This window comes from Liquorilactobacillus sucicola DSM 21376 = JCM 15457, assembly GCF_000612445.1.
Taxonomy (GTDB): Bacteria; Bacillota; Bacilli; order Lactobacillales; family Lactobacillaceae; genus Liquorilactobacillus; species Liquorilactobacillus sucicola.
This window is the reverse complement of sequence record NZ_BALC01000001.1, coordinates 343,745-368,460: the sequence shown is the minus strand read 5'-3', so window position 1 is coordinate 368,460 and position 24,716 is coordinate 343,745. Positions and strand designations below refer to the sequence as shown.

Sequence of the window (24,716 nt, the reverse complement as noted above, 5' to 3'; positions counted from 1 at the left end):
ATTAAGTCTAGTTTAAATCTCGTAACTCATCTTGTAAATCAAGCATTTCCAAGTCTTCAGGAACAATATTCAAGTATGCTGTCACGCTCTTCTCAGCAGCTGACAACTTGCCGATCTTACGGAAGAAGAAACTTATTTCGCGCAAAAAATCGGGCTGATTATTGAAGGTCTGCTCTGCAAGCTGATAGTTTGCAAGTGCATTTTTATCATCCTCAATTTTGGCATATGACCTACCCAAATTCCAATTCAATTGCGGATCAATTTCACCTTTTTCAAGATAATCCGTCAACAAATCTATATTCTCATGATATCTTTTTAGTTCAACTAACAGATTACTAAGCTGAATAAGCAGTGTCGCATTATCGGGATCCAAGTCAAGGGCTGAACGAAGATACTGTTCCGCTAACTTAGGCTGCTGCAGTTTAAGCGCCGTTGAGCTAGCCAATTGATATAATTTAATATTATATTGATCGACACGCAGACCTTCTTGAAGAACCTCTAATGCCTTTTGCAGCAGACCTTGCTGCTCATATGCTTCAGCAAGATACGGATAAACAGTTGTATAGTCAGAACTACTTTCTTTTAACTTTGTAAAGTTTTTAATAGCCTCATCATATTGTTTGAGCTGAAGCGCTGTGAAAGCCAATTGAAATCGTGTATCAAGATCAATATTATCCTCATGAACCTGTTCCAAATATCCAAGTGCCTGTTCAAATTTTCCGCTGACCGCATATGAGAAACCTAACCGTTGTGCCAACTTTACCTGTGAAAATTCAGCAATGCCCAATTTGACCAGTTTTAAATAAAGCGGAATAGCTTGATGATATTTTTTTACATCAAAATAAAACTCGGCTAAAGCAAAAATAACAACAGGTTCTTCTGGGGCAATTCTAATTGCGTCCAATAACTTCTGTTCACTAACTTCAAATAATCCCTGTGTCTGATATAGATCCGCTGCTACTAGCAACGAGTTCAAATACGCATCAGAATCAGGTTTTACTGCTGCTAGATAGTTAAGCGCCTGATCATTGTTCCCCTCACTTATCGCAATATCAGCCAAAGCTGTCCGTAATTGATCCTCTTGCGGATACTTATTCAAAAGAAATTGGTATGCACGTTGAGCTAATTCTGAAAAGCCCATCGAATAGAGCTCTTCTGCTAAACTATATATCAGATCAACACTGTCGTTTTGCAAAGCTTTTTCAAATTCTGACTGAACATCGTCAAACTTTCCCATTTCGATCATCGAAATTATTTTAGCTGAATAGCTCATAAAATCATCCTTTTTTGTTAATCATTGTTATAAAAATAGTATTTTTTGATGAAAAACATGGCTAATTTTCACACCTGCAACAAAAAAGTCAGGACTAAAGTCCCGACTTCATTCAGACGAATAGTAATTCACTATCTATTTAACAGAATCCTTTAAAGCCTTACCTGGTTTAAAAGCAGGTACTTTGCTTGCAGGAATTTGAATTTCCTTACCTGTCTGTGGGTTACGACCTTTACGAGCTGCGCGTTGGCGTACTTCAAAGTTACCAAACCCGATTAATTGAACCTTTTCGCCTTCTGCTAATGTGTCTTGAATTGTTTCAAAAACAGCATCAACAGCTGAAGTTGCATCTTTCTTAGTCAAACCAGTCTTAGTTGCAACTGTTTCGATCAATTGTGCTTTGTTTGCCATGTGTTTCACCTCCTCATACGAAGATATATACACAGATATTTAATCTGCGAGCTTCCATTTTGAATGAATCAAAATGATGAAACAATGACTAACAAATCATTATCTCTCCTACTAAGATAGCATATAAAGCCCAATATAACAAGGTTTTTCGCTTTTTTTTAAACTCTAAAGAAGCGAAAAAATCTCTCAAGTTCATTGCACTTTAAAACTCAAAAAAGAGTAACTATCTTAACTTCAAATTGAACATTATTTGCGTCTTCTTTCAATAATGTGTACTGGAGTTCCCACAAAATCAAAAGCTTCTCTTATTTGATTCTCAATAAATCTTTCATATGAAAAGTGCATTAGTTCAGTATCATTAACAAAGATAACAAACGTTGGCGGCTTAACAGCAACCTGCGTTGTGTAATAGATACGCAGTCTTTTACCATTGTCGGTCGGTGTAGGGTTCCGCGCGATTGCGTCCATGATAACATCATTGAGCACAGATGAACTGATTCTACGTTCATGATTCTCATTAATGCGTTTAATCAAAGCAGGCAGCTTATCTAGGCGTTGCTTTGTCACAGCAGAAACAAAGATAATCGGTGCATAACTCAAGTATTGGAACTCACGGCGAATCAAATCTTCAAATTCTTGCATCGTCCGATTATCTTTCTTGACCGTATCCCATTTATTGACCAGAATAATCATACCGCGGCCAGCTTCATGAGCATAACCCGCGACACGCTTATCTTGTTCTCTAATTCCTTCTTCTGCATTCAACACAACAAGCACGACATCTGAGCGGTCAATCGCACGCATAGCACGAAGTACTGCATATTTTTCTGTATTCTCGTACACTTTTCCTTTTTTGCGAATACCAGCTGTATCAATTACACTAAACTCATCACCCGACTCCGTAACAAATGGGGTATCAATCGCATCTCGTGTTGTTCCTTCAATATTGGAAACAATTACTCGATTCTCACCCAGAATGGCATTAACCAAGGAAGACTTTCCTACATTCGGACGGCCAATCAAACTAAATTTAATTTCATTGTCTTCTTCTTGCTCATTCATTTCAGGGAAAGAACGACAAACTTGATCTAATAAATCTCCTATTCCAATTCCGTGCGTACTTGAAATGGCAACAGGTTCTCCAAAGCCTAGGGAATAAAAATCATATATATCTCCCTTTAGCTCGGGATTATCCACTTTATTTACAGCCACTATTACTGGTTTATCTGAACGATATAAAATATGAGCAACTTTTTCGTCAGCATCCGTAACACCTTCCTTAACACTAACGACAAACACGATAACATCTGCTTCGTTAATTGCGATCTCAGCTTGTTCTGTTATCTGGGTTAAAAAAGGTTCATCACCAATATCAATACCGCCAGTATCAATTAAATCAAATTTTTGACCTAGCCACTCGCTGTGTGTATAAATACGATCACGTGTTACCCCAGCAATATCCTCAACAATTGAAATACGCTCACCAGCTATTCGGTTGAAAACTGTTGATTTACCTACATTAGGTCGACCTACAATTGCAACTACAGGATTGGACAATTAAAACACCTCGCTTTCAAAAAATCATTAATTCCAATAGTATTTCAGCAAAAAACTGACCCAAAAGTTTTTTCTTTTGAGCCAGCCAGATTGATTTCAATCAGAAACTATTTTTCTTCTTCGTCATCCTTGAGGTCACCTACAAGATCACCAAGCGTAAATCCAGTATTTTCTTCTGGGGCTTCCGCCTTAGCACTATTGTTTTCAGTGTGCTTTTCCTCTGTTTCACTTGAAGCAGGACTTGGCTTTTCTTCAAGTGCTTTGATTGACAAAGCTAAACGATGTTCTTCAGGGTGTACGTTAAGAACTTTGACCTTAACTTTTTCGCCTGAAGTTAACACCTCGTTTGGTGTAGCAATATGTTTGTGTGAAATTTGTGAAATATGAACCAAACCTTCAACACCTGGGAAGACTTCAACGAACGCACCAAAACTTGTTAACCTTTTTACAGTTCCCTCAAGAACATCTCCTTCGGCAACTTTTTGATCAAGATCATCCCAAGGTTGCGGCAATGTCTGCTTGATCGAAAGTGAAATTCTTTCTTTTTCAGGATCGACTGCTAAAACCTTAACCTTAACGGTTTCTCCAACTTTTAGTACATCAGAAGGTTTCTCAACACGTTCATAAGCAATTTCTGAAACATGAACTAAACCATCAACACCGCCAAGATCAATGAACGCACCAAAACTTGTTAAACGAGCAATCTTGCCTTCAATAACATCACCAACGACCAACTTAGATAATGTCTCAGCCTTCTTAGCCTCACGTGCTTTTTTAACAATTTCCTTATGCGATAAAATTAATCTATTTTCACTTGGTTCAATCTCAATGATCTTCAATTCAAGTGTTTGACCCTTATATTGGTTCAAATCTTCAACAAAACGATCATCAACCATTGAAGCAGGAATGAAACCTCTGACACCGGCATCAACAACTAAACCACCCTTAACAACCTGCGTTACAGGGGCCGTAATTGTTTCACCAGCCTCAAATTCCTTCTCAATCTCATCCCAAACTTTTCTTGCTTCCAGACGGCGCTGCGACAAAAGGTAACTGCCGCCTTCTTTATCTGAACCAATCTTTGAGATAACAACAAGATCAAGAACATCTCCGACTTTAACCGTATCTTCAATTTCTTCACCAGGTTTAGTAACTAATTCTTTAAAGGGTACTACACCTTCAACACCAGTTCCCTCAATTCCAACAATAACCTGTTTGGAATCATCAAGTGCCAAAACTTCTCCTTTGACAACATTGCCAATCTTAACCTCACTGACGCTATCTAACGCTTCTAATAAATCCTTATTTGCATCTGCTTCACTCATGGACTATGTCCTCCTTAACGACTATAACTCTAAGTACCATTTTAGCCGAAATTAACAATAAATTCCAGTGAAAATGCACTTTTAGCCATTTTTTGCCTTTTTTTGTATTATTTTCATAATTTTTGCAACAACTTGTTCAACTGATAATATAGTCGTATCGACTTTAATTGCATCGGCTGCCTGCACAAGTGGCGAGACAGCCCGTGTTGAGTCTTTGCGATCACGTTCTGCTATTTCTTGTTCCAATGTTTCTAAATTCACCTTTATTCCCTTGGCTTTATTTTCCTTGAAACGGCGCAAAGCCCTTTCCTTGACGCTCGCCACCAAAAAAATCTTAACTTGCGCGTCAGGCAGCACAGTCGTCCCAATATCACGCCCATCCATTACAATTCCGCCATTAATTGCAATTTCCTGCTGACGTTTGGTTAATGCTTCTCGTACACTGAGCTGGGCCGCCACTGTTGAAACATTATTGGCTATCTCAGGCAGTCGAATATCGTCTGTAACTTCATCTTGGTCAACAAAAACTCGTTGCCCTTTTACAGAAGGTGCGAAACTAATTTTTATTTGCGAAAGCATGTGCTCCAGAGCCAAATTATCATCCAGCTTTATCCCCCTTTTAATGGCTGCCCATGTAACCGCACGGTACATCGCACCAGTGTCACAATAGATGTATCCTAACTCATGTGCAACCATTTTGGCAACGGTACTTTTCCCTGCAGAAGCTGGGCCATCAATTGCAATTTGCAATAAATCATTCATGACAAAACTCTCCTAACAACATATGAATAAAATTCTTTTTTTACTTAACACGTACAGATTGACCCGGAGTCAAAGTTGATCCGCTACCCAAAGATGGATTCAGCTGTAGCAACTCATCCACGGTCAAACCATTATTAACCGCAACACGGTATATTCCTTGACCAGCACCAACTGTAACATAGCTGCCACCACCGTCACTTGAACTGTTAGCTGCGGCTGAAGACGAAGACTCAGCTTGTGTACTGGAACTGGATTCAGCAACTTGTGAGCTCGTGTCTGAGCTAGCTGGCTGACTTTCCGCTACGCTGCTTGCAGCACTTGAGCTTTCTATACTAGAGTTTGTACTGGAGGCACCCGTACTCGCTTTAGAAACAGCTGACCCCGATTTTTTTCGACTTGCCTGTGAACTCGAACTGCTTTTCTTTGCTTTTTTCTTTGAAGTTGAAGCAACCACATTAACATTATCCCCTTCAGACGATGGTTGCATCGAACTTCGTTGCGAAAAAAAATACGCTGCCACAGTACCAATTATGATTGCAATAAAGATTATCAATAATGATGTTGTCAGTACTGTGTTAGTACGTGTTTTCTTCCGATTAGCCGTTCGTGAATAATTTCCACTGTCATCACGTTCATCTTCAAACGTTTTTGCCCAAGGCTGCTCACCTTTTTGCTCTTCATTTTTATGACTCATGCCTGTCCCTCCCCAAACTATTATAATTTATTTTACCATAAGTACAATTATCCAGATAGCAGAGTTGCTGATAACCATTAATTCCTTTTATATTTTTTACAAATTAAAAAGTTTTTTAATAATTCTATTGTATCCACCATTTTGGGAGACTTTGCTGCCAGTCAGGACTTCACTATTGGTCAACGCTAATTGTTCAAATGGGATTTGATCCCCGATCAACTGGCAACACAAAGCGTTGTGCTGGCTTTTGCTTTTTTCTCCAAAATACTTCTTTATGTAGTCACGCCGGCAACCAACGGTATTGATATAGGCTAAAATCTCACTCAAGTTGCTTTTCCTATCACGCCGCCGTTCTGAAAATAGTTGCTTGATTTTTTCACTAGACAACCCCTGTTTACGGTAATAGTCCAACAACTCGCCTTGCTCGCCAACACGTCCCGTCAACCTTTGCGCGTTATCCATGTAATATTGGATCATTTCATTTTCAGGCAAAGTCTTCTCTATCAAACTACGCTGAAGGTCTGCATCACTCTTTTGATACAAAAGAACAGCAATACTTTGTCCACCATCTCGTCCGGCTCGTCCTATTTCTTGCAGATAACTCTCAAGATCCGCTGGCAAATGATAATGAATCACATAACGGATGTCTTTCTTATTAACACCCATGCCAAAAGCACTGGTGGCACAAACTATATCCAATTTTCCCCGCATGAATTGCTGTTGGATGGCATAGCGGTCAATTCCACTCAGCCCAGCATGGTATGAACTAACATTCAATCTAGTTTTTTGCCGAAGTAAATCCGCAATTTCATCAGCTTTTTTCTTGCTTGAAAAATAGATCAGTCCAGGTGTTTTCAGGCGTTTCACCAACTGAATCAATTTCAGATTTTTTGCATTTTGACTTGTCACCTTTTCAACAGCCAGAAAAATATTTGGTCGATCTACCGAGTGCCTGATTACGCTGATTTTTTCCGTTTCAAAAAGGCTTTTCCTGATATCATCTGCGACCTTTTTGGTTGCTGTTGCCGTCAGTGCCAGCGTCACTGGGAAATGTAAGTACTTGCGTAATGCACCCAGTGCAAGATAGTCCGGCCGAAAATCTGGTCCCCATTTTGAAATACAGTGTGCCTCATCTACAACAAGTAAGGCCAGGTCTAATTTTAGCAAGGCTGCAACAAGTTCTTCTTTGTTCAGCATTTCAGGCGCAAGATAAATAAAATCAAACTGAGCCAAGTGATTGACCACATATTGCTTATGCGTGAATGGCAAAGCAGATGTCAATGCCACTACCTTTTTTTCACCGGCAAATCGCAATTGTTCAACTTGATCCTGCATTAAGGAGATTAAAGGTGAGATAATAACTACTGGTTTCCTGCTTATTTTTCCCACCAATTGATAGCATAAAGATTTTCCTGTACCCGTTGGCAGAATCGCAAGCGTTGACTTGTGCGCTAACAGATTATCTATAATTTCCTTTTGTCCACTTCTGAATTCAGAAAAGCCAAAATATTTTTTTAAAGCTGCTTTCAATCTTTCATCAGAATTTTTCATTTTTTTCACCACCTCACTCCGAACCTATATTAACAACGGCTTGCTTAATCTGAAATATTGTCCGCGTTCAACCTAGTTTGTTCGATCTGATATAATCGAAACTTGGCAAACGAAACAGTAGGCTCAACACTTTCAAGTTTTTTATAACTCCAATTGTCAATATTCCCCTGAAAAAGCTGTCTTAACACATAATAATCTTTTACTGAAAGCAGTCGTTTAAAATCAAAAGTTGGTACAAAGATAGCTGCCTCAAGGAGATGTTCAATTACTGTACTTTCTTTCAACCTGCGCTTAGTTTTAATTGTAGAAAGCGGCAAGCCACTCTCATACAAGCCGTATGTTGCAGCCGCACTTTTTGAAAGCCGACTTGAAGCCATAAGTGGTGCCACTAGGCTTTTAAAGATACTGGATCCATTATACAAAAATGCTGCTAAACTTGCACTTAAATCCTCCCACAGAAATTGTACATCACATGCTGAATAATTAGTGTCAGCGGCTACTTGTTCTATCGTTTTAGCAATGACATCATGCCCGGAAAAAAGCTGCATAAAAATATCGGCATGCTGTCTATCCACATTTTCCAAAAACAAGAGTAATTGTTCTCCCAAAACTCGGCCTAAATCGTATTGCCGATTTTCTTTATACCACCGCTTAATAATTGTCTGCGCTTGAAATGAAGAGGCAACAACAAAATACCTCCTGTTATGATAACTTGCTTCAGAGATCACTTGAACCAAAAGGCGCAAAAGCTCTTGCCAGAGTTGTGTTTTAAGAGCGCCAAATATGGCTGGTTTTTTGATTCTGTAATGCTGACTTTCAAAAGCAGTACACTGTTTTACCCCTGTTTCCGTTAGTAGAACCTCTCTATCCCCAGTCTCAATGAGTCGTCCTCTCCTAATCAGTTCCTTGATCTCACCGTCGAATTTTGCCCGCTCAAATCGCGGACAAACCGCAAGCCAGTCGATAATCCCATAGCGCATCCCCCAAAAAAGATTTGATACTGTTCGTTTATTTGAAAGCACTTGTCGAACTACTGTTGGTCTTCTAGGCTGAGTCTTTGAAAAAAAATAGAGTAACTCATCCATCGTTTTATCCCTCCTCTTGGTGTAATGGTGACTCAAAATAAATACGTAAAAAAATCGTTCTCACTCAAAAAGCGAGTCATTGCGTGCATAAATTCAAAGTCATAACTTTGAAAAACGCATAGCAATACACTCGCTTTTTATTACTTTATTTGCATAATCTTTTCGCAGAGTCAGCGAAATACAACTGACCTTTTTTTTAACCATGAACGCATTTTAGCAAAAGCAATCCAGAAAACCCCACTAACCAGCACGCCCTTAATCAGATTGAATGGTACCACTCCAAACAAAACAATCTCAGCTAACGGCAGTGAGAGTTTCATCCCTAAGACTGACATATAAAGCGGTGTGATTACTAACCAGTTAGCAAGTGAGAGCAGCACTGTCAGACTTACTGTAGCTAGAGCCGTCGACTTGACGATGTTCAACGAGGTTACCTGCTGGTCTCTCTTTAAAATATAGAACAGCGGCAGCGTAAAAGCTAGCGATGCAATGAGATTGGTCGAGACTCCTATTAAGTTTGCAATTGAAGGCCCTGAAATGAGAAAGTAAAGTACAGAACGCAACAGAGCTATCTCTATTCCGCCTAGCGGTCCAAGTACCAGCATTCCAAAAATAATTGGCAAATCAGAGAAATCAATTTTCATGTACGGTACAATTGGGATAACAGCAAAAGAAACAAACATTAACAAATACGAAATTCCCGCCAGACAAGCAGCAATAATATATCTGCGTGAACCAGAATATGACATCAAAAAAACCTCCATTGATGTTCATCTTCACGGTGCTTATTGAAAATTAAAAACTCTGCTGATCAGAGGACCAACAGAGTTTATTTGTATTATACCATCAAATAAGCCCTATCTTCTTTATCCAGACTATACTGTCGGCACTGGAATCACACCAGTTCAACTACATCACTGTAGGTCGCGGCCTGTTACCGCCGGTCGGGAGTTTCACCCTGCCCCTGAAGACAAACTATTATTTTTTAACATATTGAATTTACCATATTGAACACCATATTGCAAGAAATCAGTTTTGCTTACAACTTACTCATTTCTTCAACTGCTCAATTTCGTCACGTGTCAGTGGCCGATAATCACCAGATGTCAGCCCTTGCAGCGTTAAAAAGCCATAAGAATCACGACGTAATTTTTCAACTGGGTACCCAACTGCAGCTAGCATTTTTTTGACTTGATGATTATGACCTTCATGGATCGTCAAAGAAACCAGTGCTTTTTTCTTTTTCTGATCAGTTGAAATAATTTTACTTTTTGCTGGAGCTGTTTTATATTTATCTATTCTGACACCTAGACGCAACTTCTTTAAAGCCTCATTACCAGGAATTCCACTTACTTTGGCAAGATATGTTTTATCGATTTTATATCGCGGATGCATTAGCTTATTTGCCAACTCGCCATCATTAGTCATGATCAGTAGTCCTGAGGTGTCATAATCCAAGCGCCCCACTGGATAGAGACGTTCTGAAATGCTGGTAAAATAATCAGTCACGACCTTTCGCCCTTTGTCATCAGATACTGCTGAAATAACTCCGCGCGGTTTGTAGAACAAATAATAAACTTTTTTTTCACGTTCGACCACTCGTCCTGAAACCGTGATAATATCCTGGTGCTCCACCTTAGTGCCAAGTTCCTTAACGGTCTTGCCATTGACCTGAACTTTTCCTTCTGTTATCAGTCTTTCAGAGGCTCGCCGTGAAGCGACACCTGCGTTTGCCATAACCTTTTGTAAACGTTCGGTTTCCATCCTAGGCTCCCTCTTTCTTTTGGTCTTCATCCTGCAATGCTTCATCAAAGAGCTCCATTAAATTTTGGTCATCAGTTTCCAATTGCACTTCATTTTTTTCTGGTAATTGCGGCAGGTCTGCTAGACTCTTCAAATTAAAATAGTCCAAGAATGTTTCAGTTGTTTCATATAAAATTGGCTTCCCAGGAGCGTCCAATCGCCCTTTTTCACTGATTAGATTAAAAGCCAAAAGTTTGTGTAACGGTCCACTAGACTGAACACCTCTGACTTCTTCAATTCTAATTCGTGTCACAGGCTGATAGTAAGCTATGATCGCTAGTGTTTCAAGAGATGCTCGCGACAGAGCGGTTATGTTCGGCTCCTCAAAAAAATGTTGCAACAACGTTGCAAACTTTTTCTTGGTTGCAATACGATACCGTTCTTTTGTTGAGATTATTTCTAGGCTGCATTCGTCGTCATTCTCATATTTCTTCTGCAAAAGTAATATCTGCTCTTTAACAGCCGGCTTCATCATTCCTGTACAGTCTGTGAGCTGCTGCAGTGAAATCCCCTCAGCTCCACTTACAAATAATAAACTTTCAACTTTGGCTAAATTTGCTAACATCTTACGCAACACCTCTTACCCAGATCGGACCTAAAACTTCTGTTTGAACAATAGTCGCCGCTCCACGCTTCATTAACTCTAATAAAGCTAAGAATGTTGTCACAACATGTTCAAGCTCGGCTTGTTCATCAAACAACTGTTCAAAATTAATAGGTTCTTTTGCTTTTTGTAATTTTCCCTCTAATTTAGTAATTTCTTCCCTTAGCGTATATCTTTCTTTACCAACGCGCCGAGCCACGGTTTTGTGCAGCCGATGTCTGCTGAACAAACGAAGCAAAGCCTGTTGCATTTTAACGGGGTCCCCGTGCCCACCAGGTGATCCTGCAATCCAGGCGGGGCCTCCTCCTGATCACGAGTGTAATGTTTGGCCCGTTGTTGTGCAAGTTCATCAAGCTGCTTAGAAACTTCCTGAAAACATTGATGCGTCAATAGCTGCTGCACAAGTTCAGCGCGTGGATCTTCCTGCTGTTCTGGTTCAACTACTACAGGATGCTGTGGCAAAAGCATTTTACTTTTAATATTTATTAGTGTTGCAGCCATAACTAAATACTCCCCAGCAATGTCAAGTGACATGACCCGCATTTTATGCAGATACTCAATATACTGAGAAGTAATTTCAACCATTGGGATATCATAGATATCCATTTTATTTTGTTTAATAAGGTGAAGCAATAAATCAAGTGGACCTTCAAATGCAGCTAATTTAAACGTCAGCTTTGAAGAATCCAACTGGCGCCCTTCTTCAGGTTTCATTTGTCATTTTTTCGCTCCCATTTGGCAATTATCTTAGAGGTATCAAAACTACCCATAATTTTGCAGTTTTTAAACAATTCCGCAAGTGCATCCAGCATTTGGAAACTGACCCCTTCATTTCTTTCAGTTGGCGTTACTGAGATGTGGCGCACCATCAAGATACTATCGCTAATCTCGACTCCAATAACACCAATAAAATCACCGTCGTCATTTTTCCATAAAAATAAACTTCTCTCTTCTTCGCTGGCGTACCATTTAAGCTCAGCTTTCAGATGAGAAATTTCTTTTAAATCAGGTATGAATGACAGCAAACCCATCGTGATTTTTTCATAATCATTTTTATACTTGTAAAGCATGTTCGACCTCCTGTGGTCCCAACAAATTATCGCTTGCTAAACTTGCACTTACTTTACCATAATTCAAACTATTACACAAATAGCCTATGCTCGAGGATGATAACGTTGATAAATATCAGCCAATCTTTTTTTGGACAAGTGTGTATAAATCTGTGTAGTAGCTATGTCAGCATGTCCCAGCAACTCTTGGACAATTCGCAAATCCGCTCCATTTTCCAAAATATGTGTTGCAAATGAATGCCTTAAAGTATGTGGTGTCACATTTTTATTGATTCCGGCTTTTTTTACTTCTGCTTTTAAATTTTTCCAAATACCTTGTCGCGTTAACTGATGTCCATGATTATTCAAGAAAAGATATGAGCTTCTTTGCCTGCCCAGTAGCTCTGGCCGAGCAGTTTGCAAGTAACGTTCCACCCACTTGATCGCCTGATCACCGATGGGAACAATCCTTTCTTTACTGCCCTTACCTAGGGTTTGAATTAACCCCATGCTCAAATGCAAATTAGCAAGTTGCAAATTAACGATCTCACTCACGCGCAGTCCTGTTGCATACATAACTTCCAGAATCGCTCGGTTGCGTAATCCAAGTTTTTTTTCCGTATCTGGTGAATTAAGTAGTTTCTCAACTTCTTTTGTTGAAAGAACTTCTGGTAAATGTTCTTTACGCTTCGGGGCATCAATAAGCTGCATTGGATCTTGCAAAATTCTTTCTTCCTCCATCAGGTATTGAAAAAATTTGCGCAGACTCGTTACTGAGCGCACAATCGAACTTGTGGCCTTTTTTTGGGTCGTTTCCTGCTGCATGAAGTCAATAACCGTTTGACGCTTAACGTTGTTAAAACTGCTAATTTGCTGTTTTTGCAAAAAGGACGCAAATTGTATTAAATCATTGCGATAACTCATTACAGTATTTTTCGATAAACCGCGTTCAACTGTTAGGTAATGTAGGTAATCTTCGATGAGATTATTAATTACGCTCACCTCCTAAAACATTCAGCGTATTAGTTAACCCTGATCTTGATACCTTTCTTTTCTGCTGCAGGCCTCACAGACACCATGGAAAGTCAAACGATGATCTTGAACTGTAAAACCGTATTTGCGTAGTACTTCGTTTTCAACTTCACCAAGCAGATCTTCATGTATTTCCTCAACCTTGCCACAAACACTGCACAATAAATGATGATGAAAATGCTGCTGATCGGCACGGCGTAGATCATAGCGTGCAACTCCATCGTCAAAGGTAACCCGTTCAACGATTTGCAACTCTGTCAACAAGTCCAACGTCCGATAAACAGTTGCCAAACCAATCTCTGGTTCTTCCAATTTAATCAGCGTAAACAATTCTTCTGCTGAGAGATGCTTTGTTTGATATTTCAAAAGTGTATTGACTGTCGCTCGTCGCTGAGGTGTTAATTTCATTCCTGCTTGGTGCAATTTTTTACCGATTTCAGTAATATGTTCCTCTTGAAAGACCATACAGCATAACCTCTTTTATTCTAAATTCTATTGTTGTTTATTCAAAATCAGCTTGCCATTCTCCTGTCTGACCAAGCCTGCTTTCATCAAATGTCCAACAGCTCTTTTAAATTGCCCCTTGCTGATACCAAAAAAGGTTTTGATATCCTCAGGAGAGCTCTTATCAGTATAACTTAGCTGCCCCCCTTGATGTTCTAAAGCAGCCAATATCATTTGTGCATCATCGCTAATGGCCTCATAAGCTCTCGGACGCAAGGAGAGGTTTAAAATACCATCTGGTCTAACACCAATAACTCGTGCTTTTAGTCTTTGACCCAAACGTGGTTCTTCATCTCGCTCGCTTGGATGAATAAAACCTAAGTAATAATCATCTGTCAACACATGCGTTCCAGCCATCTTCATTCGATAGGTAGTCGCAAAAACATCTTGATTCTGCATCTTAGCATCCGCTTTAGCTGCCAGACCGCGAAAAATGTCCTCTGATGCCAAGTCTCCCCACAAGCGATTCTTATTATCGCTCTTCAAGCCAACCAGCAATTTATCACCCTTTTTAGGCCATATTCTGGTAACTTCCGGCAAGTCATCCAATGATACAACAATATCCTTATTAGGCAGACCAATATCGACGAAAACGCCTAAATTACGGCGCACAGCAACAACTTCCCCAAATCCATATTGATCGATTCCACTTTTAGGTATGTTTTGGGTGACCTGTAACTCATGATCGGCATTTTCATAGGCAAAACCTGTAACTTCCGTTCCCTTTTCGACAGCATGCTCAAATTCACTCTTGTCAATTTTGAACGTCAAACCCTTTTGTTGGGCAAAATAAAAAACATCGTTCTCATCTGTTACAACTACTTTTATCGTTTTGCCAAGCAGTTCTTTCAATTCATTCTCCATCTTGTTTCTCCTCTGTGATTAATTAAAACTGATATGTAATAAACTGATAATACAGTATGCAATTCCTGAAGCGATAACCGGTCCCGCAGCTACACCATGAAGGAAAACCACACCTATGATAGTCCCAATAACCAAGGCTACGGTAACTTGCGGCGAACTTGCCAACAACGAAACCCCATTTCGCGATAAAATTGCGACTAGAATGCCACATGCAACCGCAATCACTCCGACTGGTGATTTGAAAACACCGATTAATTCACGAAAACCGATTTCACCAGTCGCAATTGGCACCAAAATTGCAACTGAAATGACAGTCACACCCCAATTTATGCCACGGCTTTGAATGACCGGCAGCCATTTGCTGGTATATGGAATCAACTTGATCAACAATACAGCAGCTGCCGCAAATGACAGTGAAGCATTCTTAACTATTAACGCTACTAACAATATTAATCCTAAAAAAAGCCAACTTCCATTTTTCCCACTCCATTACTCTGTATACCTTCTTATTCTAACTGAAAGTGTTTCAAAATGCTAACTTCTCTCATTAAGCTGTAAATATGCATTGTTTTCTTATAGCTATTCAACGTTACCGTCTGTAGCAAAACTACTAAAACAGATTAATTACTAAAATAGAACTTAAAACAAAAAGGAGCTGTGCCAAAAGTGAAATTTTGGCACAGCCCCTCTTTTATTCCGTATAAACGTGTTCCATAAGTCAAAATTCTCTGTCTAGCTTCGAATTACTCATAACAAAGTACTCGCTATGTGCGTAATTTCGAGTTATTACTCAAATTTTCCCGACTTATGTCACACTCTCTTCCTCATTCAATTAGAAAACTAACTATTTTCCACTAATTAAATATTAAAGTGCGTTTGATGCACCACGGTAAACAATTCCACGACGTGAATCAACTGTAACAACTTCACCATCTGAAACCGAAGTTGTTGCATCTTGTGCACCAACAATAACAGGAATTCCCATCGAAATACCGACAACAGCAGCATGCGATGTCAAACCACCATTTTCAACAATCAATGCGCTTGATTTTTCAATAGCTGGAAGATATTCCTTGTCAGTTGTCTTTGTTACCAAAACTCCGCCTTCAATGGCTTTCTTATTAGCTTCTTCAGCTGATGTTGCAACAACTGCTTTACCAATAACTGTTTCGTCACCAACGCCTTGGCCAGAAACTAATTTTGAACCAATAAGTTGAATCTTCATAACATTAGTTGTACCCTTTTCGCCAACAGGAACACCAGCTGTAATCAGAATCAAATCGCCTTCCTTAGCAAATCCAGCTTCCTTAGCTTTTTCTGTTGCAAGTGTGAACATATCATCCGTTGAAGCAGGTGCTTCTGCTTGGACAGGATATACACCCCAGTTAACTGCTAAGCCGCGGCGTGTCCGATCATCAAATGTAACAGCCAAAATATCTGCATCTGGGCGGTACTTAGAAATCATACGAGCAGTATGACCAGACTTAGTAGCTGCAACAATTGTCTTGATACCCAAGTTATCAGCTGTTTCGGCAACAGCACGACCAATAGCTTCTGTAACATCCGTCTTGTCGAAGTCATTGATTGAGAATGTCTTATGCTGACGTAAAGCATTTTCAGCCTTAATATCAATACGAGCCATTGTTGCAACTGATTCAACAGGGTAATCGCCATTAGCACTTTCACCTGAAAGCATGGTTGCATCTGTTCCATCAAAAACAGCGTTAGCAACATCAGATGCTTCAGCACGTGTAGGACGTGGATTCTCCTGCATCGAATCAAGCATTTGAGTAGCTGTGATAACGGGCTTGCCTAAGGCGTTACATTTCTTAATCAAAGTTTTTTGAACCAAAGGAACATTTTCAGCCGGAATTTCAACACCCATATCACCACGGGCAACCATCAAACCGTCAGAAACTTTGATAATTTCATCGAAGTTATCAATTCCTTCTTGTGATTCAATCTTAGGAAAGATTTGTACGTGTTCCATATGTTTCTCTTCAAGAAGTTCACGAATATCTAAAACATCTTCTGGTTTACGTACAAAACTTGCAGCGATAAAGTTGATTTCATGATCCAATCCAAAACGAATATCGTCTGAGTCTTTCTCTGTGATCCCTGGCAAGTTGATTGAAACACCAGGTGCATTAACACCCTTACGTGATCCAAGAACACCAGCATTCAATACCTTACATACTAATTCGTTGTTTTCACGATCGATTTTCTCGACTTGCATGTCGATCAATCCATCATCAAACAAAACATGTCCGCCTTCATGAACGTCATCGATCAATCCTGGATAAGTAACGGCAATTTTATCATGAGTTCCCTCAATTGAAGCATCCATTGAAATACGGATTTCATCGCCGATTTCATACTGGATTTTACCTTCCTTTTGAACCGTAGTACGGATTTCGGCACCCTTAGTATCCAACATGATACCAACCATCTTGCCGGTAACTTTTTCTGCTTCATGGACGATATTTAACCGTTCTAAATGTTCTTCATGGTCGCCATGAGAAAAGTTAAAGCGAAATACGTTAGCTCCTGCCTCGATTAATTTTACAATTGTATCTAGATCTGAACTAGCTGGACCAAGTGTGCTTACAATCTTGGTTTTCTTCATGAGTAAAATCTCCCCTTTGAATAATTTTAAAGATGACTTTAATGTCTAATCTTTACCTAAATTAATTGGTGCGAAATGTTTCCTGTCTAAAATATTTCGTGGATTAGAAACGCAACCTGTCGTTCAAATCCTGCAGTGAAACATCTGTTATGTGCTTGTGATTTTCCAATGTATCAATGATGTCAGAAGCAACAAGCTTGTTATCTCTGATACCAATTGCAAGTCCACCCTTGCCCTCAAGCAAAAGCTTAACTGCAAAATCACCAAAACGACTGGCCAAAACACGATCTCGTGCAGTTGGACTACCACCGCGTTGGATATGTCCTAACGTAATAGCACGTGTGTGAAGTGTTCCGAATTTATCCAACTTTTCTTTAAATTCGGCAGCAGACATTACGCCCTCAGCCAAAACGATAAGATTATGATCCTTACCGTTTTTACGGTTCTGCTTAATCTTCTCAGCAATTGCCTCAATATCATATTCCCGTTCAGGGATAACAATTGCATCGGCATCAGCAGCTACACCGGCCCATAAAGCAATATCACCGGCGCCGCGACCCATTAGCTCAACAATGAAAGTTCTTTGATGAGATGTTGCCGTATCGTTAACACGATCAAGTGCGTCAAGTGCAACACTGACAGCCGTATCAAAACCTACGGTGAAATCAGTCCCTGGAATATCGTTATCAATAGTTCCAGGCATACCAATAGAATTGAAACCATGTTGTGTCAATCGTTCTGCCCCGTGATATGAGCCATCCCCACCAATAACAACTAAAGCATCAATTCCAAATTTCTTGAGTTGTTCAATACCTTTGAGCTGTGTTTTTTCTTCCGCAAATTCTGGGAAACGTGCAGAGTACAATATCGTACCACCACGTGAAATGATCCCGTCCATATCAATAGACTCTAATTTATGGATGTCTCCAGCAACCAAACCGGCAAAGCCATAATTAATGCCATAAGCTTCGAGCCCGGCTGAGATTGCGGAGCGCGCAATTGCACGTACTGATGCATTCATTCCTGCTGCATCGCCACCACTTGTTAAAATACCTATGCGTTTCATTTTTTCACCTCAAGTAAATATTATGGAACAACACATTCTCCATTGCCTATCTTATCACTTTTATAAGTATATGTCTTGCAAAAATACAAATTAATTCACTTTATCACAATATGTTTTCATTTGTTTTCATTTCGTAAAACTACATTTTCTTGCCCTAGCAATTTTGATAACGCTACAACGACCCTTTGTTCATTTTGCAACCAATAACGCTTGTCGAGCATCACTTTTTTTGCTGTGACCTCTTCAAATAAAATAACTGGAGTTCGTCCGTGATTTTGCATCATCAGTTTGAGCATTTGCTTCTGTGTATCTTTGCTAATTTTATTAGTTAGCCGAATATAGTATATAGCTTTCTGCTCCAGCTTCACTTCGCTTGCAGGGATCATTTGGCGAGCTACTACCTGCAAGCCTCTTTTAGACTGTTCCGCTTTACCACTGACAAGCATTACCACCTTTTCTGCTAGTACATCCGCAACTTTCTTGTATAAGTCCGAAAAAATCGTAATATCTATTTGACCAGTTTGGTCTTCACCAGTTGCAAACGCCATCTGTTGTCCATTTTTAGTGCGGATAACTTTTACCTTTTTAATGTAGGCTAAAAACCGCAACGTTTCTTTTTGCTCCGGTATTCTCGAAATCACAGTCGTATTTTGCTGCCGTGCCACCTCACTAAACTGTTCAACTGGATGAACGGAAAGATAAACACCTAAATATTTTTCTTCGTTTTGCAAGCGCTCTTCTAAACCTATCTCAGTGAAAGTCTCGTACCGTGGTGCCAAGGCTTCAAACAATTCGACGTTGCTGCCGCTCAATTCAATATTACTCAGCATTTTAGGAAGATTTTTCACTAAAGTTGCCCGATTTTGCCCTAACTCATCAAATGCACCAGCATAAATCAGTGCCTCTAGCGGGTCTTTTTTCAAATAGCGGTTATCAATTCTTTGCAAAAAGGATTGAAAATCACGGAAATTACCATGCAGTCGTCTTTCAGCAATAATATGTTTGGCAAAGTCACTTCTAATCGTTTTGACATTCTGCAATCCGAAATATATGCTGCGCTTATGCAAAATAAAGAGCAACTGACTCTCATTTACATCAGGAGCGTGAATCTTTATGTGGTGCTGCTTTGCTTCAAGTAGATAATCCTTCATCTTGCTGCTATTACCAATTACTGCATTAAGCAAGGATGCAAAAAAAGCAGCTGGGTAATGCTGTTTGATGTAGGCAAGCTGAAAAGCCATTTTAGTATACGCCACAGCATGTGAACGGTTGAACCCATAATTAGCGAATTTTTCAATATATGCATATACTTGGTTTGCCACTTCAACTGTAAAGCCCTTTTTTTGAGCTCCTACAACGAAACGGCTTTTCATCTGTTCGATAACGGCGCCCTTTTTCTTGCTCATTGCGCGACGTAGCAAATCAGCCTGCCCAAGTGTAAAGCCACCCATCGCGGATGCTACCTGCATAACTTGTTCTTGATATACAAGTATTCCGTATGTTTTTTTCAGAATCGGTTTCAAAATCTCTGCGGGATACGTCGTTTCTTCGATACCGTGGCGTCGACGAATAAAGTGATCAATATTTTCCATCGGGCCTGGTCGGTACAAAGCATTAACTGCTGCTATATCTTCAAATGAATTGGGTCGCAGATGCCTTAAAACATTTTTTATGCCAGCAGACTCAAATTGAAAAACACCTGTCGTATCAGCCAACTGAAAAAGGTTTAAGGTGGCTTCATCATCCAAGGATATATTATGCACATCAAGTTTTTGTTGATATCCACTCTGTATCCATTTAACTGCATTGGCTAAAATGCTTAAATTCCGCAAACCTAAAAAATCAATTTTCAGCAAACCGACTTCTTCAACAGTATCCTTAGTATACTGTGTCAGAAGGGTTTCATCATTGCCCACTTGTAAGGGAACAACATCAGCTAAATTCTTATCGCTTAAAATAATTCCAGCAGCATGGATTGAAAAGTGACGTGGCAAGCCTTCAAGAGCAAGTGCTGTTTTAAAAAGCAGCTTATTTTTTTCGCTATCCGCAACTAGGTCACGCAAGCTCGGAGAATTCTTATAAGCCTCTTTTAGCGTAACATGCAAAACACTAGGAACTGTCTTACTCCATACATTCATCTCAAACTGCGGCATCCCGAAAACACGTCCAACATCGCGTAAAACCTGCTTAGCTCCCAAAGTGCCAAAGGTAATGATTTGAGCTACATGTTCGGCCCCATATCTTTGATGCACGTAGCGAATAATCTGCTGCCGGCGATTGTCTGGAATGTCCAGATCAATATCAGGCATTTGAGCGCGTTCTTCGTTCAAAAAGCGTTCAAATAACAGCTCATAGCGTAGCGGATCAACATCTGTAATAAACAGGGCGTATGCTACGAGTGACCCTGCTGCCGATCCACGACCCGGTCCAATCATAATCTGAGCTTGATGTGCATAATTAGTAACATCCCACACAATCAAGAAATAATCATCAAAACCCATGCGATGGATCACAGCTAATTCATAATCCAATCTCTCTTCGTAGGCCGAAACATCGGCCACTGACATTTTTTTTAGTCTTCTTTCTAAACCATTCTCACATAATTTACGTAGAAAATCTTGCGCAGTCTCATTTCCAGGCGTCTTAAAATGCGGTAAGCGAGGCGCAGAAAAATGCAGTTGCAGTTTATTCTCTCGGCACAGCTTCTGCATTGCAGTCAAAGGAGCCTGCAGACCGCGCCGTAAATACTCGGCTTGGATTTCTTGTACAGGCCGAAGCCAAGCATTGCCCTTAGCTTTGCCCGCTACACTTAATTGTTCTGCACTCAGCTGCTTACCATCTTTAAGTGCCTCAAGCACTTGCAACTCAAACAAGTCGCTTTGTTCTAAATAATTTACCGGCTCAACTGCAACCGTTGCGATTTTTAATTGTTCTGCCAACTGTCCAAGTGTTGTCTGTAGAGCAGTTTCCATCGCCAAAGAAATTCCAATGTAAATATTTTTAGAAGTGCCAACTAACGCTGACAGCTTCTCAAGATAATTCTTGGCATTTGTCAACTTCCCATGTGAAACTGAATTTTCAACATAACTATTTTGCGGCGGAGTGATGATTGACAATTCCTGCAACTCGTCTTCCTTATCCAGCTTGAAAAATTCCTCTCCTTCTGCGAGCGAGCGCATTTTCCGCGTTGAAATATGCATCAGATTTTGATAACCACGTTCATTCTGTGCGAGCAGTAAGAGCTGGTCTTTAGGACCAAGATCTAAAGTTAAACCCAAGATCGGCTTAATACCAGCAGCTAAACATTCATGATAAAATTCAATCACTCCATACATAACATTAACATCCGTCAATGCCAATGCCTGATAACCCTTCTTTTTTGCTTCTCTTACCAACTGTGGGATTTTTATCGTACTTTGAAGCAAACTATAACTGCTGATAATCTGCAAAACTCCAAACACTACTGCCCCCACCTTCCTGCTTCTCTTATACTACCTACATTATAGCAACACTTTCCTATTAAAAAACAGTAATCTATTCAGCCAGATTTAAAAAAAATTCAAAAGCCGTCCAAAATATGCTAAACTACTGTTGTATTGCGAGGTGTTGTTCATATGTCAAAACAATTGACCATATTGTTTTGGGGCTTTGTTTACGGTGAAGTTATCGGCTATATAAGTTCGGCCTTGTCAGGCACAACTTTTTCCGCATTATCTAGCGGTCTTACTGCAATGATCGTTGGTTTTATCGCTATAAATGCCCTTAGCTTCTTCGTAAAAACACCCAAAACAAACAAATAGCAAAAAAGCGGCTAGTTTTTGACTAGCCGCTTTTTTCATCACTTTTTAAACTAATCCATTACTTTCCTCAGCTTTGAAAACAAGTTCATCATGTCCTCCGAGATCAATCGTTACTATCGAGTGAGGCATGATTTTCCCCGCAATAATCTGTTTAGCTAGTGGAGTTTCAACATGACTTGTAATAAAACGCTGCAATGGGCGCGCACCATATGCCGGATCATAACCTTCATGTGCAATCCATTCTTTGGCAGCCGCACCAATCTTAAGCTTGATCTCTTGTTCAGATAATCGTTGCGAAAGTAATTCAATAAACTTATCGACGATTTGAGTTATAGCTTGTATGCTCAAAGGCGCAAACATAATAATATCGTCAATACGATTCAAAAATTCGGGTTTAAAATGAGTCTGCGCTAATTTCATGACCTGCGAACGTGTTGCGGGAGCAATCTTCCCGCTATCCGCAACATTATCTAAAAGAATACTTGAACCCAAGTTAGAGGTCATAATTATAATTGTGTTTTTAAAATCAACTGTCCGTCCTTGACCATCTGTCAAACGACCATCATCAAAAACCTGCAGCAAGATGTTAAAGACATCAGGGTGCGCTTTCTCGACCTCATCTAGCAAAACAATAGTGTAGGGATTACGTCTAACTGCTTCTGTTAACTGCCCACCTTCTTCATAACCGACATATCCTGGAGCTGCTCCCACCAACCGTGAGACAGATTGTTTTTCCATATATTCACTCATATCAATTCGAACCATATGCCTTTCTGAATCAAAGAGGTTTTCAGCTAGGGCTTTGGCTAATTCTGTTTTTCCGACCCCGGTCGGCCCGAGAAACAAGAAAGTTCCTAAAGGCTGGTTCGGATCCTGCAAACCTGCGCGTGCTCTGATTACTGCGTTCGCGACAGCATCCACTGCCTCATCTTGACCAATAACACGCCTATGCAGACTCTCTGGTAAATGCAGCAGTTTTTCACGTTCACCCTGCACTAATTTTGCCACCGGAATTCCGGTAGAGCGACTAACAACTTCCGCAATTTCATTCTCAGTAACTGACTCTTCTACCAGCCAATTATCAGGCCGTTCCGCATGCTCAAGCTGTGCGAGTTCTTTTTCCAGCTCCGGAATTGTTGCATGTTGCAGCCTTGCTGCCTTTTCGAGATCGTAATTGTTTTCTGCTTCTTCTAAATTATGTTTAGCTTGATCAAGTTCTGCTTTCTTAGAACTTAATTTCTGAATATCTGCTTTCTCATTTTCCCAACGCATTTTAAGTGCATTAGTCTTCTGTCGCGATTCGGCTAATTCTGCTTGTAATTCACTAAGCCTCTTTTTAGAAGCTGGATCGCTTTCTTTTTTCAAAGCTGCCTCTTCGACCTCTTGCCGCATAAGCTGGCGTGTAATCTGATCCAATTCGGTTGGCATTGAATTCATCTCGACCCTGATTGTTGCGCACGCCTCATCGATCAAATCAATCGCTTTATCTGGTAAGAAACGATCAGTGATATAACGATTGGACAGTGTTGCTGCTGCAACAATCGCATTATCATGGATCCTAACACCATGATGGATCTCAAAACGTTCCTTCAACCCGCGCAAAATTGAAATCGTATCCTCAACACTTGGTTCCTGAACAAGGACTCGCTGGAAGCGCCGTTCAAGCGCTTTGTCTTTCTCCATATACTCACGATATTCATCTAGAGTAGTTGCCCCTATCAAATGCAGTTCGCCACGAGCAAGCATTGGCTTCAAAATATTTCCCGCATCCATACTGCCTTCTGTTTTTCCGGCTCCGACAATATTATGGATCTCATCAATAAAAAGAATAATCTTTCCTTCGCTTTTTGTAACTTCCTTCAATACGGCCTTAAGCCTCTCTTCGAATTCGCCACGGTATTTCGCGCCTGCGATCAAGGAACCCATATCTAATGAAAAAAGTGTTTTATCTTTCAAGTTATCGGGAACATCTTTGCGTACTATCCGCTGGGCTAAACCTTCAACAATCGCTGTTTTCCCAACCCCAGGTTCACCTATTAAAACGGGGTTGTTTTTGGTTTTACGCGAAAGGATTCTTATTACATCCCGTATCTCTTCATCACGACCAATCACGGGGTCCTGTTTCCCGCTGCGAACCTGCTTGATCAAGTCAATTCCATACTTCTCCAAAGCTTTATACTGTTCTTCTTGATTCTTGGATGTCACACGCTCTCCCCCCCGAAGATCTTCGATTATTTTCTTCATTTTCTTTTCTGTGAGTCCCTTTGATCCTAAATAACTGGTCAGCGGATGATACTTTAACTTGAATAAGGCCAGAATTAATGTTTCGACTGCTATATACTCATCTTTGAAATTCTCGCGCAGCTTGTCTGCTTCTTGCAACAGTTGAAAAAGATTTCGACTCAAAGTTTGTCCGTAGTTTACCTGGCCTTCCACTACAGACAGTTGGTCAAGTTCCTTGTCAACTTCCTTCTCAATCTCTGCAACATTCAAACCGGCTTTTTTAAAAATTTCAGCGCCAAACTCTCCTGGTTGAAGCAAAAACTTGAAGAGTTGCGGAATATCTATTTCCTGCTGGTGTCGTGTCACTGCAATCTGTTGTGCTTCTGCCAGCGCAGCTTGAGCCGCACTCGTTAATTTATCTTCCTGCATTTTTATCTCCCTTATCATCTGATTAGTTTATTTTTTCACTAACTTCAACTTAAGAATA

General features: G+C 40.1%; 22 protein-coding genes, 1 pseudogene and 1 riboswitch. Of the genes and pseudogenes, 1 reads left to right on the top strand and 22 read right to left on the bottom strand.

Features of this window, described 5'->3' with window-relative positions; genetic code table 11:
• Positions 1 to 7: 7 nt before the first annotated feature.
• The 21 genes and pseudogenes from JCM15457_RS01850 to dnaE all read right to left on the bottom strand — a co-directional run bounded on the left by JCM15457_RS01850 (position 8) and on the right by dnaE (position 21,667).
• Positions 8 to 1,273 (bottom strand): tetratricopeptide repeat protein, encoded by a 1,266-nt coding sequence (locus JCM15457_RS01850; RefSeq protein ID WP_034986957.1) that lies wholly within the window; start codon positions 1,271 to 1,273, stop codon positions 8 to 10.
• A 135-nt stretch (positions 1,274 to 1,408) separates the two neighbouring features.
• A complete protein-coding gene (gene hbs / locus JCM15457_RS01845; RefSeq protein ID WP_034986956.1) occupies positions 1,409 to 1,684 on the bottom strand; it encodes a non-specific DNA-binding protein Hbs in 276 nt (91 codons plus the stop codon).
• A gap of 246 nt (positions 1,685 to 1,930) precedes the next feature.
• Entirely contained in the window at positions 1,931 to 3,241 is a 1,311-nt protein-coding gene (der, locus tag JCM15457_RS01840; RefSeq protein ID WP_034986955.1) for a ribosome biogenesis GTPase Der, read from the bottom strand.
• A gap of 107 nt (positions 3,242 to 3,348) precedes the next feature.
• Entirely contained in the window at positions 3,349 to 4,566 is a 1,218-nt protein-coding gene (gene rpsA / locus JCM15457_RS01835) for a 30S ribosomal protein S1 (protein WP_034986954.1), read from the bottom strand.
• Between the two features lie 81 nt (positions 4,567 to 4,647).
• A complete protein-coding gene (gene cmk / locus JCM15457_RS01830) occupies positions 4,648 to 5,328 on the bottom strand; it encodes a (d)CMP kinase (RefSeq protein ID WP_034986953.1) in 681 nt (226 codons plus the stop codon).
• 40 nt (positions 5,329 to 5,368) lie between these two features.
• Positions 5,369 to 6,022: a LysM peptidoglycan-binding domain-containing protein gene (locus tag JCM15457_RS01825; protein WP_034986952.1), complete on the bottom strand. Its 654-nt coding sequence runs from the start codon at positions 6,020 to 6,022 to the stop codon at positions 5,369 to 5,371.
• 96 nt (positions 6,023 to 6,118) lie between these two features.
• The gene (locus JCM15457_RS01820) at positions 6,119 to 7,573 is read right to left on the bottom strand and encodes a RecQ family ATP-dependent DNA helicase (protein ID WP_034986951.1); all 1,455 of its coding nucleotides are present in this window, start codon (positions 7,571 to 7,573) and stop codon (positions 6,119 to 6,121) included.
• 44 nt (positions 7,574 to 7,617) lie between these two features.
• On the bottom strand, positions 7,618 to 8,658 hold the full coding sequence (locus JCM15457_RS01815; protein WP_034986950.1) for a helix-turn-helix domain-containing protein: 1,041 nt from the start codon (positions 8,656 to 8,658) through the stop codon (positions 7,618 to 7,620).
• A 170-nt stretch (positions 8,659 to 8,828) separates the two neighbouring features.
• Positions 8,829 to 9,407: an ECF transporter S component gene (locus JCM15457_RS01810; RefSeq protein ID WP_034986949.1), complete on the bottom strand. Its 579-nt coding sequence runs from the start codon at positions 9,405 to 9,407 to the stop codon at positions 8,829 to 8,831.
• A gap of 106 nt (positions 9,408 to 9,513) precedes the next feature.
• Positions 9,514 to 9,634: riboswitch (FMN riboswitch) on the bottom strand.
• A 74-nt stretch (positions 9,635 to 9,708) separates the two neighbouring features.
• Positions 9,709 to 10,422: a pseudouridine synthase gene (locus tag JCM15457_RS01805; protein ID WP_034986948.1), complete on the bottom strand. Its 714-nt coding sequence runs from the start codon at positions 10,420 to 10,422 to the stop codon at positions 9,709 to 9,711.
• A 1-nt stretch (position 10,423) separates the two neighbouring features.
• Positions 10,424 to 11,026 carry an SMC-Scp complex subunit ScpB gene (gene scpB / locus JCM15457_RS01800; RefSeq protein ID WP_034986947.1) on the bottom strand — a complete coding sequence of 201 codons (603 nt, stop codon included), beginning with the start codon at positions 11,024 to 11,026 and terminating at the stop codon, positions 10,424 to 10,426.
• 1 nt (position 11,027) lies between these two features.
• Positions 11,028 to 11,264, bottom strand: coding sequence for a segregation/condensation protein A (locus JCM15457_RS12270; protein WP_235725507.1), 237 nt, complete (start codon positions 11,262 to 11,264; stop codon positions 11,028 to 11,030).
• A complete protein-coding gene (locus JCM15457_RS01795) occupies positions 11,228 to 11,779 on the bottom strand; it encodes a segregation and condensation protein A (protein WP_235725504.1) in 552 nt (183 codons plus the stop codon). Before JCM15457_RS01795 ends, JCM15457_RS12270 begins: the two co-directional genes overlap by 37 nt.
• Positions 11,776 to 12,135 (bottom strand): GNAT family N-acetyltransferase, encoded by a 360-nt coding sequence (locus tag JCM15457_RS01790; RefSeq protein ID WP_034986946.1) that lies wholly within the window; start codon positions 12,133 to 12,135, stop codon positions 11,776 to 11,778. Before JCM15457_RS01790 ends, JCM15457_RS01795 begins: the two co-directional genes overlap by 4 nt.
• An 84-nt stretch (positions 12,136 to 12,219) precedes the next feature.
• Positions 12,220 to 13,107, bottom strand: a complete 888-nt coding sequence (gene xerD, locus JCM15457_RS01785) for a site-specific tyrosine recombinase XerD (RefSeq protein WP_034987469.1) — start codon at positions 13,105 to 13,107, stop codon at positions 12,220 to 12,222.
• A 33-nt stretch (positions 13,108 to 13,140) separates the two neighbouring features.
• A complete protein-coding gene (gene fur / locus JCM15457_RS01780) occupies positions 13,141 to 13,611 on the bottom strand; it encodes a ferric iron uptake transcriptional regulator (RefSeq protein WP_034986945.1) in 471 nt (156 codons plus the stop codon).
• Between the two features lie 27 nt (positions 13,612 to 13,638).
• Entirely contained in the window at positions 13,639 to 14,514 is an 876-nt protein-coding gene (locus JCM15457_RS01775) for a CvfB family protein (RefSeq protein WP_034986942.1), read from the bottom strand.
• An 18-nt stretch (positions 14,515 to 14,532) separates the two neighbouring features.
• Positions 14,533 to 14,985: pseudogene (locus JCM15457_RS01770) on the bottom strand (DUF441 domain-containing protein); the annotation flags it as partial.
• Between the two features lie 394 nt (positions 14,986 to 15,379).
• Positions 15,380 to 17,140, bottom strand: a complete 1,761-nt coding sequence (gene pyk / locus JCM15457_RS01765; RefSeq protein WP_034986935.1) for a pyruvate kinase — start codon at positions 17,138 to 17,140, stop codon at positions 15,380 to 15,382.
• 103 nt (positions 17,141 to 17,243) lie between these two features.
• On the bottom strand, positions 17,244 to 18,206 hold the full coding sequence (gene pfkA, locus JCM15457_RS01760; RefSeq protein WP_034986932.1) for a 6-phosphofructokinase: 963 nt from the start codon (positions 18,204 to 18,206) through the stop codon (positions 17,244 to 17,246).
• Positions 18,207 to 18,322: 116 nt separating this feature from the next.
• The gene (gene dnaE / locus JCM15457_RS01755; protein ID WP_034986931.1) at positions 18,323 to 21,667 is read right to left on the bottom strand and encodes a DNA polymerase III subunit alpha; all 3,345 of its coding nucleotides are present in this window, start codon (positions 21,665 to 21,667) and stop codon (positions 18,323 to 18,325) included.
• Between the two features lie 153 nt (positions 21,668 to 21,820).
• On the opposite strand from dnaE, the gene JCM15457_RS01750 reads away from it, so the two are divergent.
• Positions 21,821 to 22,006, top strand: coding sequence for a DUF2929 family protein (locus JCM15457_RS01750; protein WP_034986930.1), 186 nt, complete (start codon positions 21,821 to 21,823; stop codon positions 22,004 to 22,006).
• A 45-nt stretch (positions 22,007 to 22,051) separates the two neighbouring features.
• On the opposite strand, the gene clpB is transcribed toward JCM15457_RS01750, so the two are convergent.
• Positions 22,052 to 24,658, bottom strand: a complete 2,607-nt coding sequence (gene clpB / locus JCM15457_RS01745) for an ATP-dependent chaperone ClpB (RefSeq protein WP_034986928.1) — start codon at positions 24,656 to 24,658, stop codon at positions 22,052 to 22,054.
• Positions 24,659 to 24,716 lie beyond the last annotated feature (58 nt).

What these genes read in the sequence shown, in the direction of transcription:
- JCM15457_RS01850 (WP_034986957.1), bottom strand. Translation starts at nt 1,273, where the DNA reads ATGAGCTATTCAGCTAAAATAATTTCGATGATCGAAATGGGAAAGTTT.
- hbs (WP_034986956.1), bottom strand. Translation starts at nt 1,684, where the DNA reads ATGGCAAACAAAGCACAATTGATCGAAACAGTTGCAACTAAGACTGGT.
- rpsA (WP_034986954.1), bottom strand. Translation starts at nt 4,566, where the DNA reads ATGAGTGAAGCAGATGCAAATAAGGATTTATTAGAAGCGTTAGATAGC.
- cmk (WP_034986953.1), bottom strand. Translation starts at nt 5,328, where the DNA reads ATGAATGATTTATTGCAAATTGCAATTGATGGCCCAGCTTCTGCAGGG.
- JCM15457_RS01825 (WP_034986952.1), bottom strand. Translation starts at nt 6,022, where the DNA reads ATGAGTCATAAAAATGAAGAGCAAAAAGGTGAGCAGCCTTGGGCAAAA.
- JCM15457_RS01820 (WP_034986951.1), bottom strand. Translation starts at nt 7,573, where the DNA reads ATGAAAAATTCTGATGAAAGATTGAAAGCAGCTTTAAAAAAATATTTT.
- JCM15457_RS01815 (WP_034986950.1), bottom strand. Translation starts at nt 8,658, where the DNA reads ATGGATGAGTTACTCTATTTTTTTTCAAAGACTCAGCCTAGAAGACCA.
- JCM15457_RS01810 (WP_034986949.1), bottom strand. Translation starts at nt 9,407, where the DNA reads ATGTCATATTCTGGTTCACGCAGATATATTATTGCTGCTTGTCTGGCG.
- JCM15457_RS01805 (WP_034986948.1), bottom strand. Translation starts at nt 10,422, where the DNA reads ATGGAAACCGAACGTTTACAAAAGGTTATGGCAAACGCAGGTGTCGCT.
- scpB (WP_034986947.1), bottom strand. Translation starts at nt 11,026, where the DNA reads ATGTTAGCAAATTTAGCCAAAGTTGAAAGTTTATTATTTGTAAGTGGA.
- JCM15457_RS01795 (WP_235725504.1), bottom strand. Translation starts at nt 11,779, where the DNA reads ATGAAACCTGAAGAAGGGCGCCAGTTGGATTCTTCAAAGCTGACGTTT.
- JCM15457_RS01790 (WP_034986946.1), bottom strand. Translation starts at nt 12,135, where the DNA reads ATGCTTTACAAGTATAAAAATGATTATGAAAAAATCACGATGGGTTTG.
- fur (WP_034986945.1), bottom strand. Translation starts at nt 13,611, where the DNA reads ATGGTCTTTCAAGAGGAACATATTACTGAAATCGGTAAAAAATTGCAC.
- JCM15457_RS01775 (WP_034986942.1), bottom strand. Translation starts at nt 14,514, where the DNA reads ATGGAGAATGAATTGAAAGAACTGCTTGGCAAAACGATAAAAGTAGTT.
- pyk (WP_034986935.1), bottom strand. Translation starts at nt 17,140, where the DNA reads ATGAAGAAAACCAAGATTGTAAGCACACTTGGTCCAGCTAGTTCAGAT.
- pfkA (WP_034986932.1), bottom strand. Translation starts at nt 18,206, where the DNA reads ATGAAACGCATAGGTATTTTAACAAGTGGTGGCGATGCAGCAGGAATG.
- JCM15457_RS01750 (WP_034986930.1), top strand. Translation starts at nt 21,821, where the DNA reads ATGTCAAAACAATTGACCATATTGTTTTGGGGCTTTGTTTACGGTGAA.
- clpB (WP_034986928.1), bottom strand. Translation starts at nt 24,658, where the DNA reads ATGCAGGAAGATAAATTAACGAGTGCGGCTCAAGCTGCGCTGGCAGAA.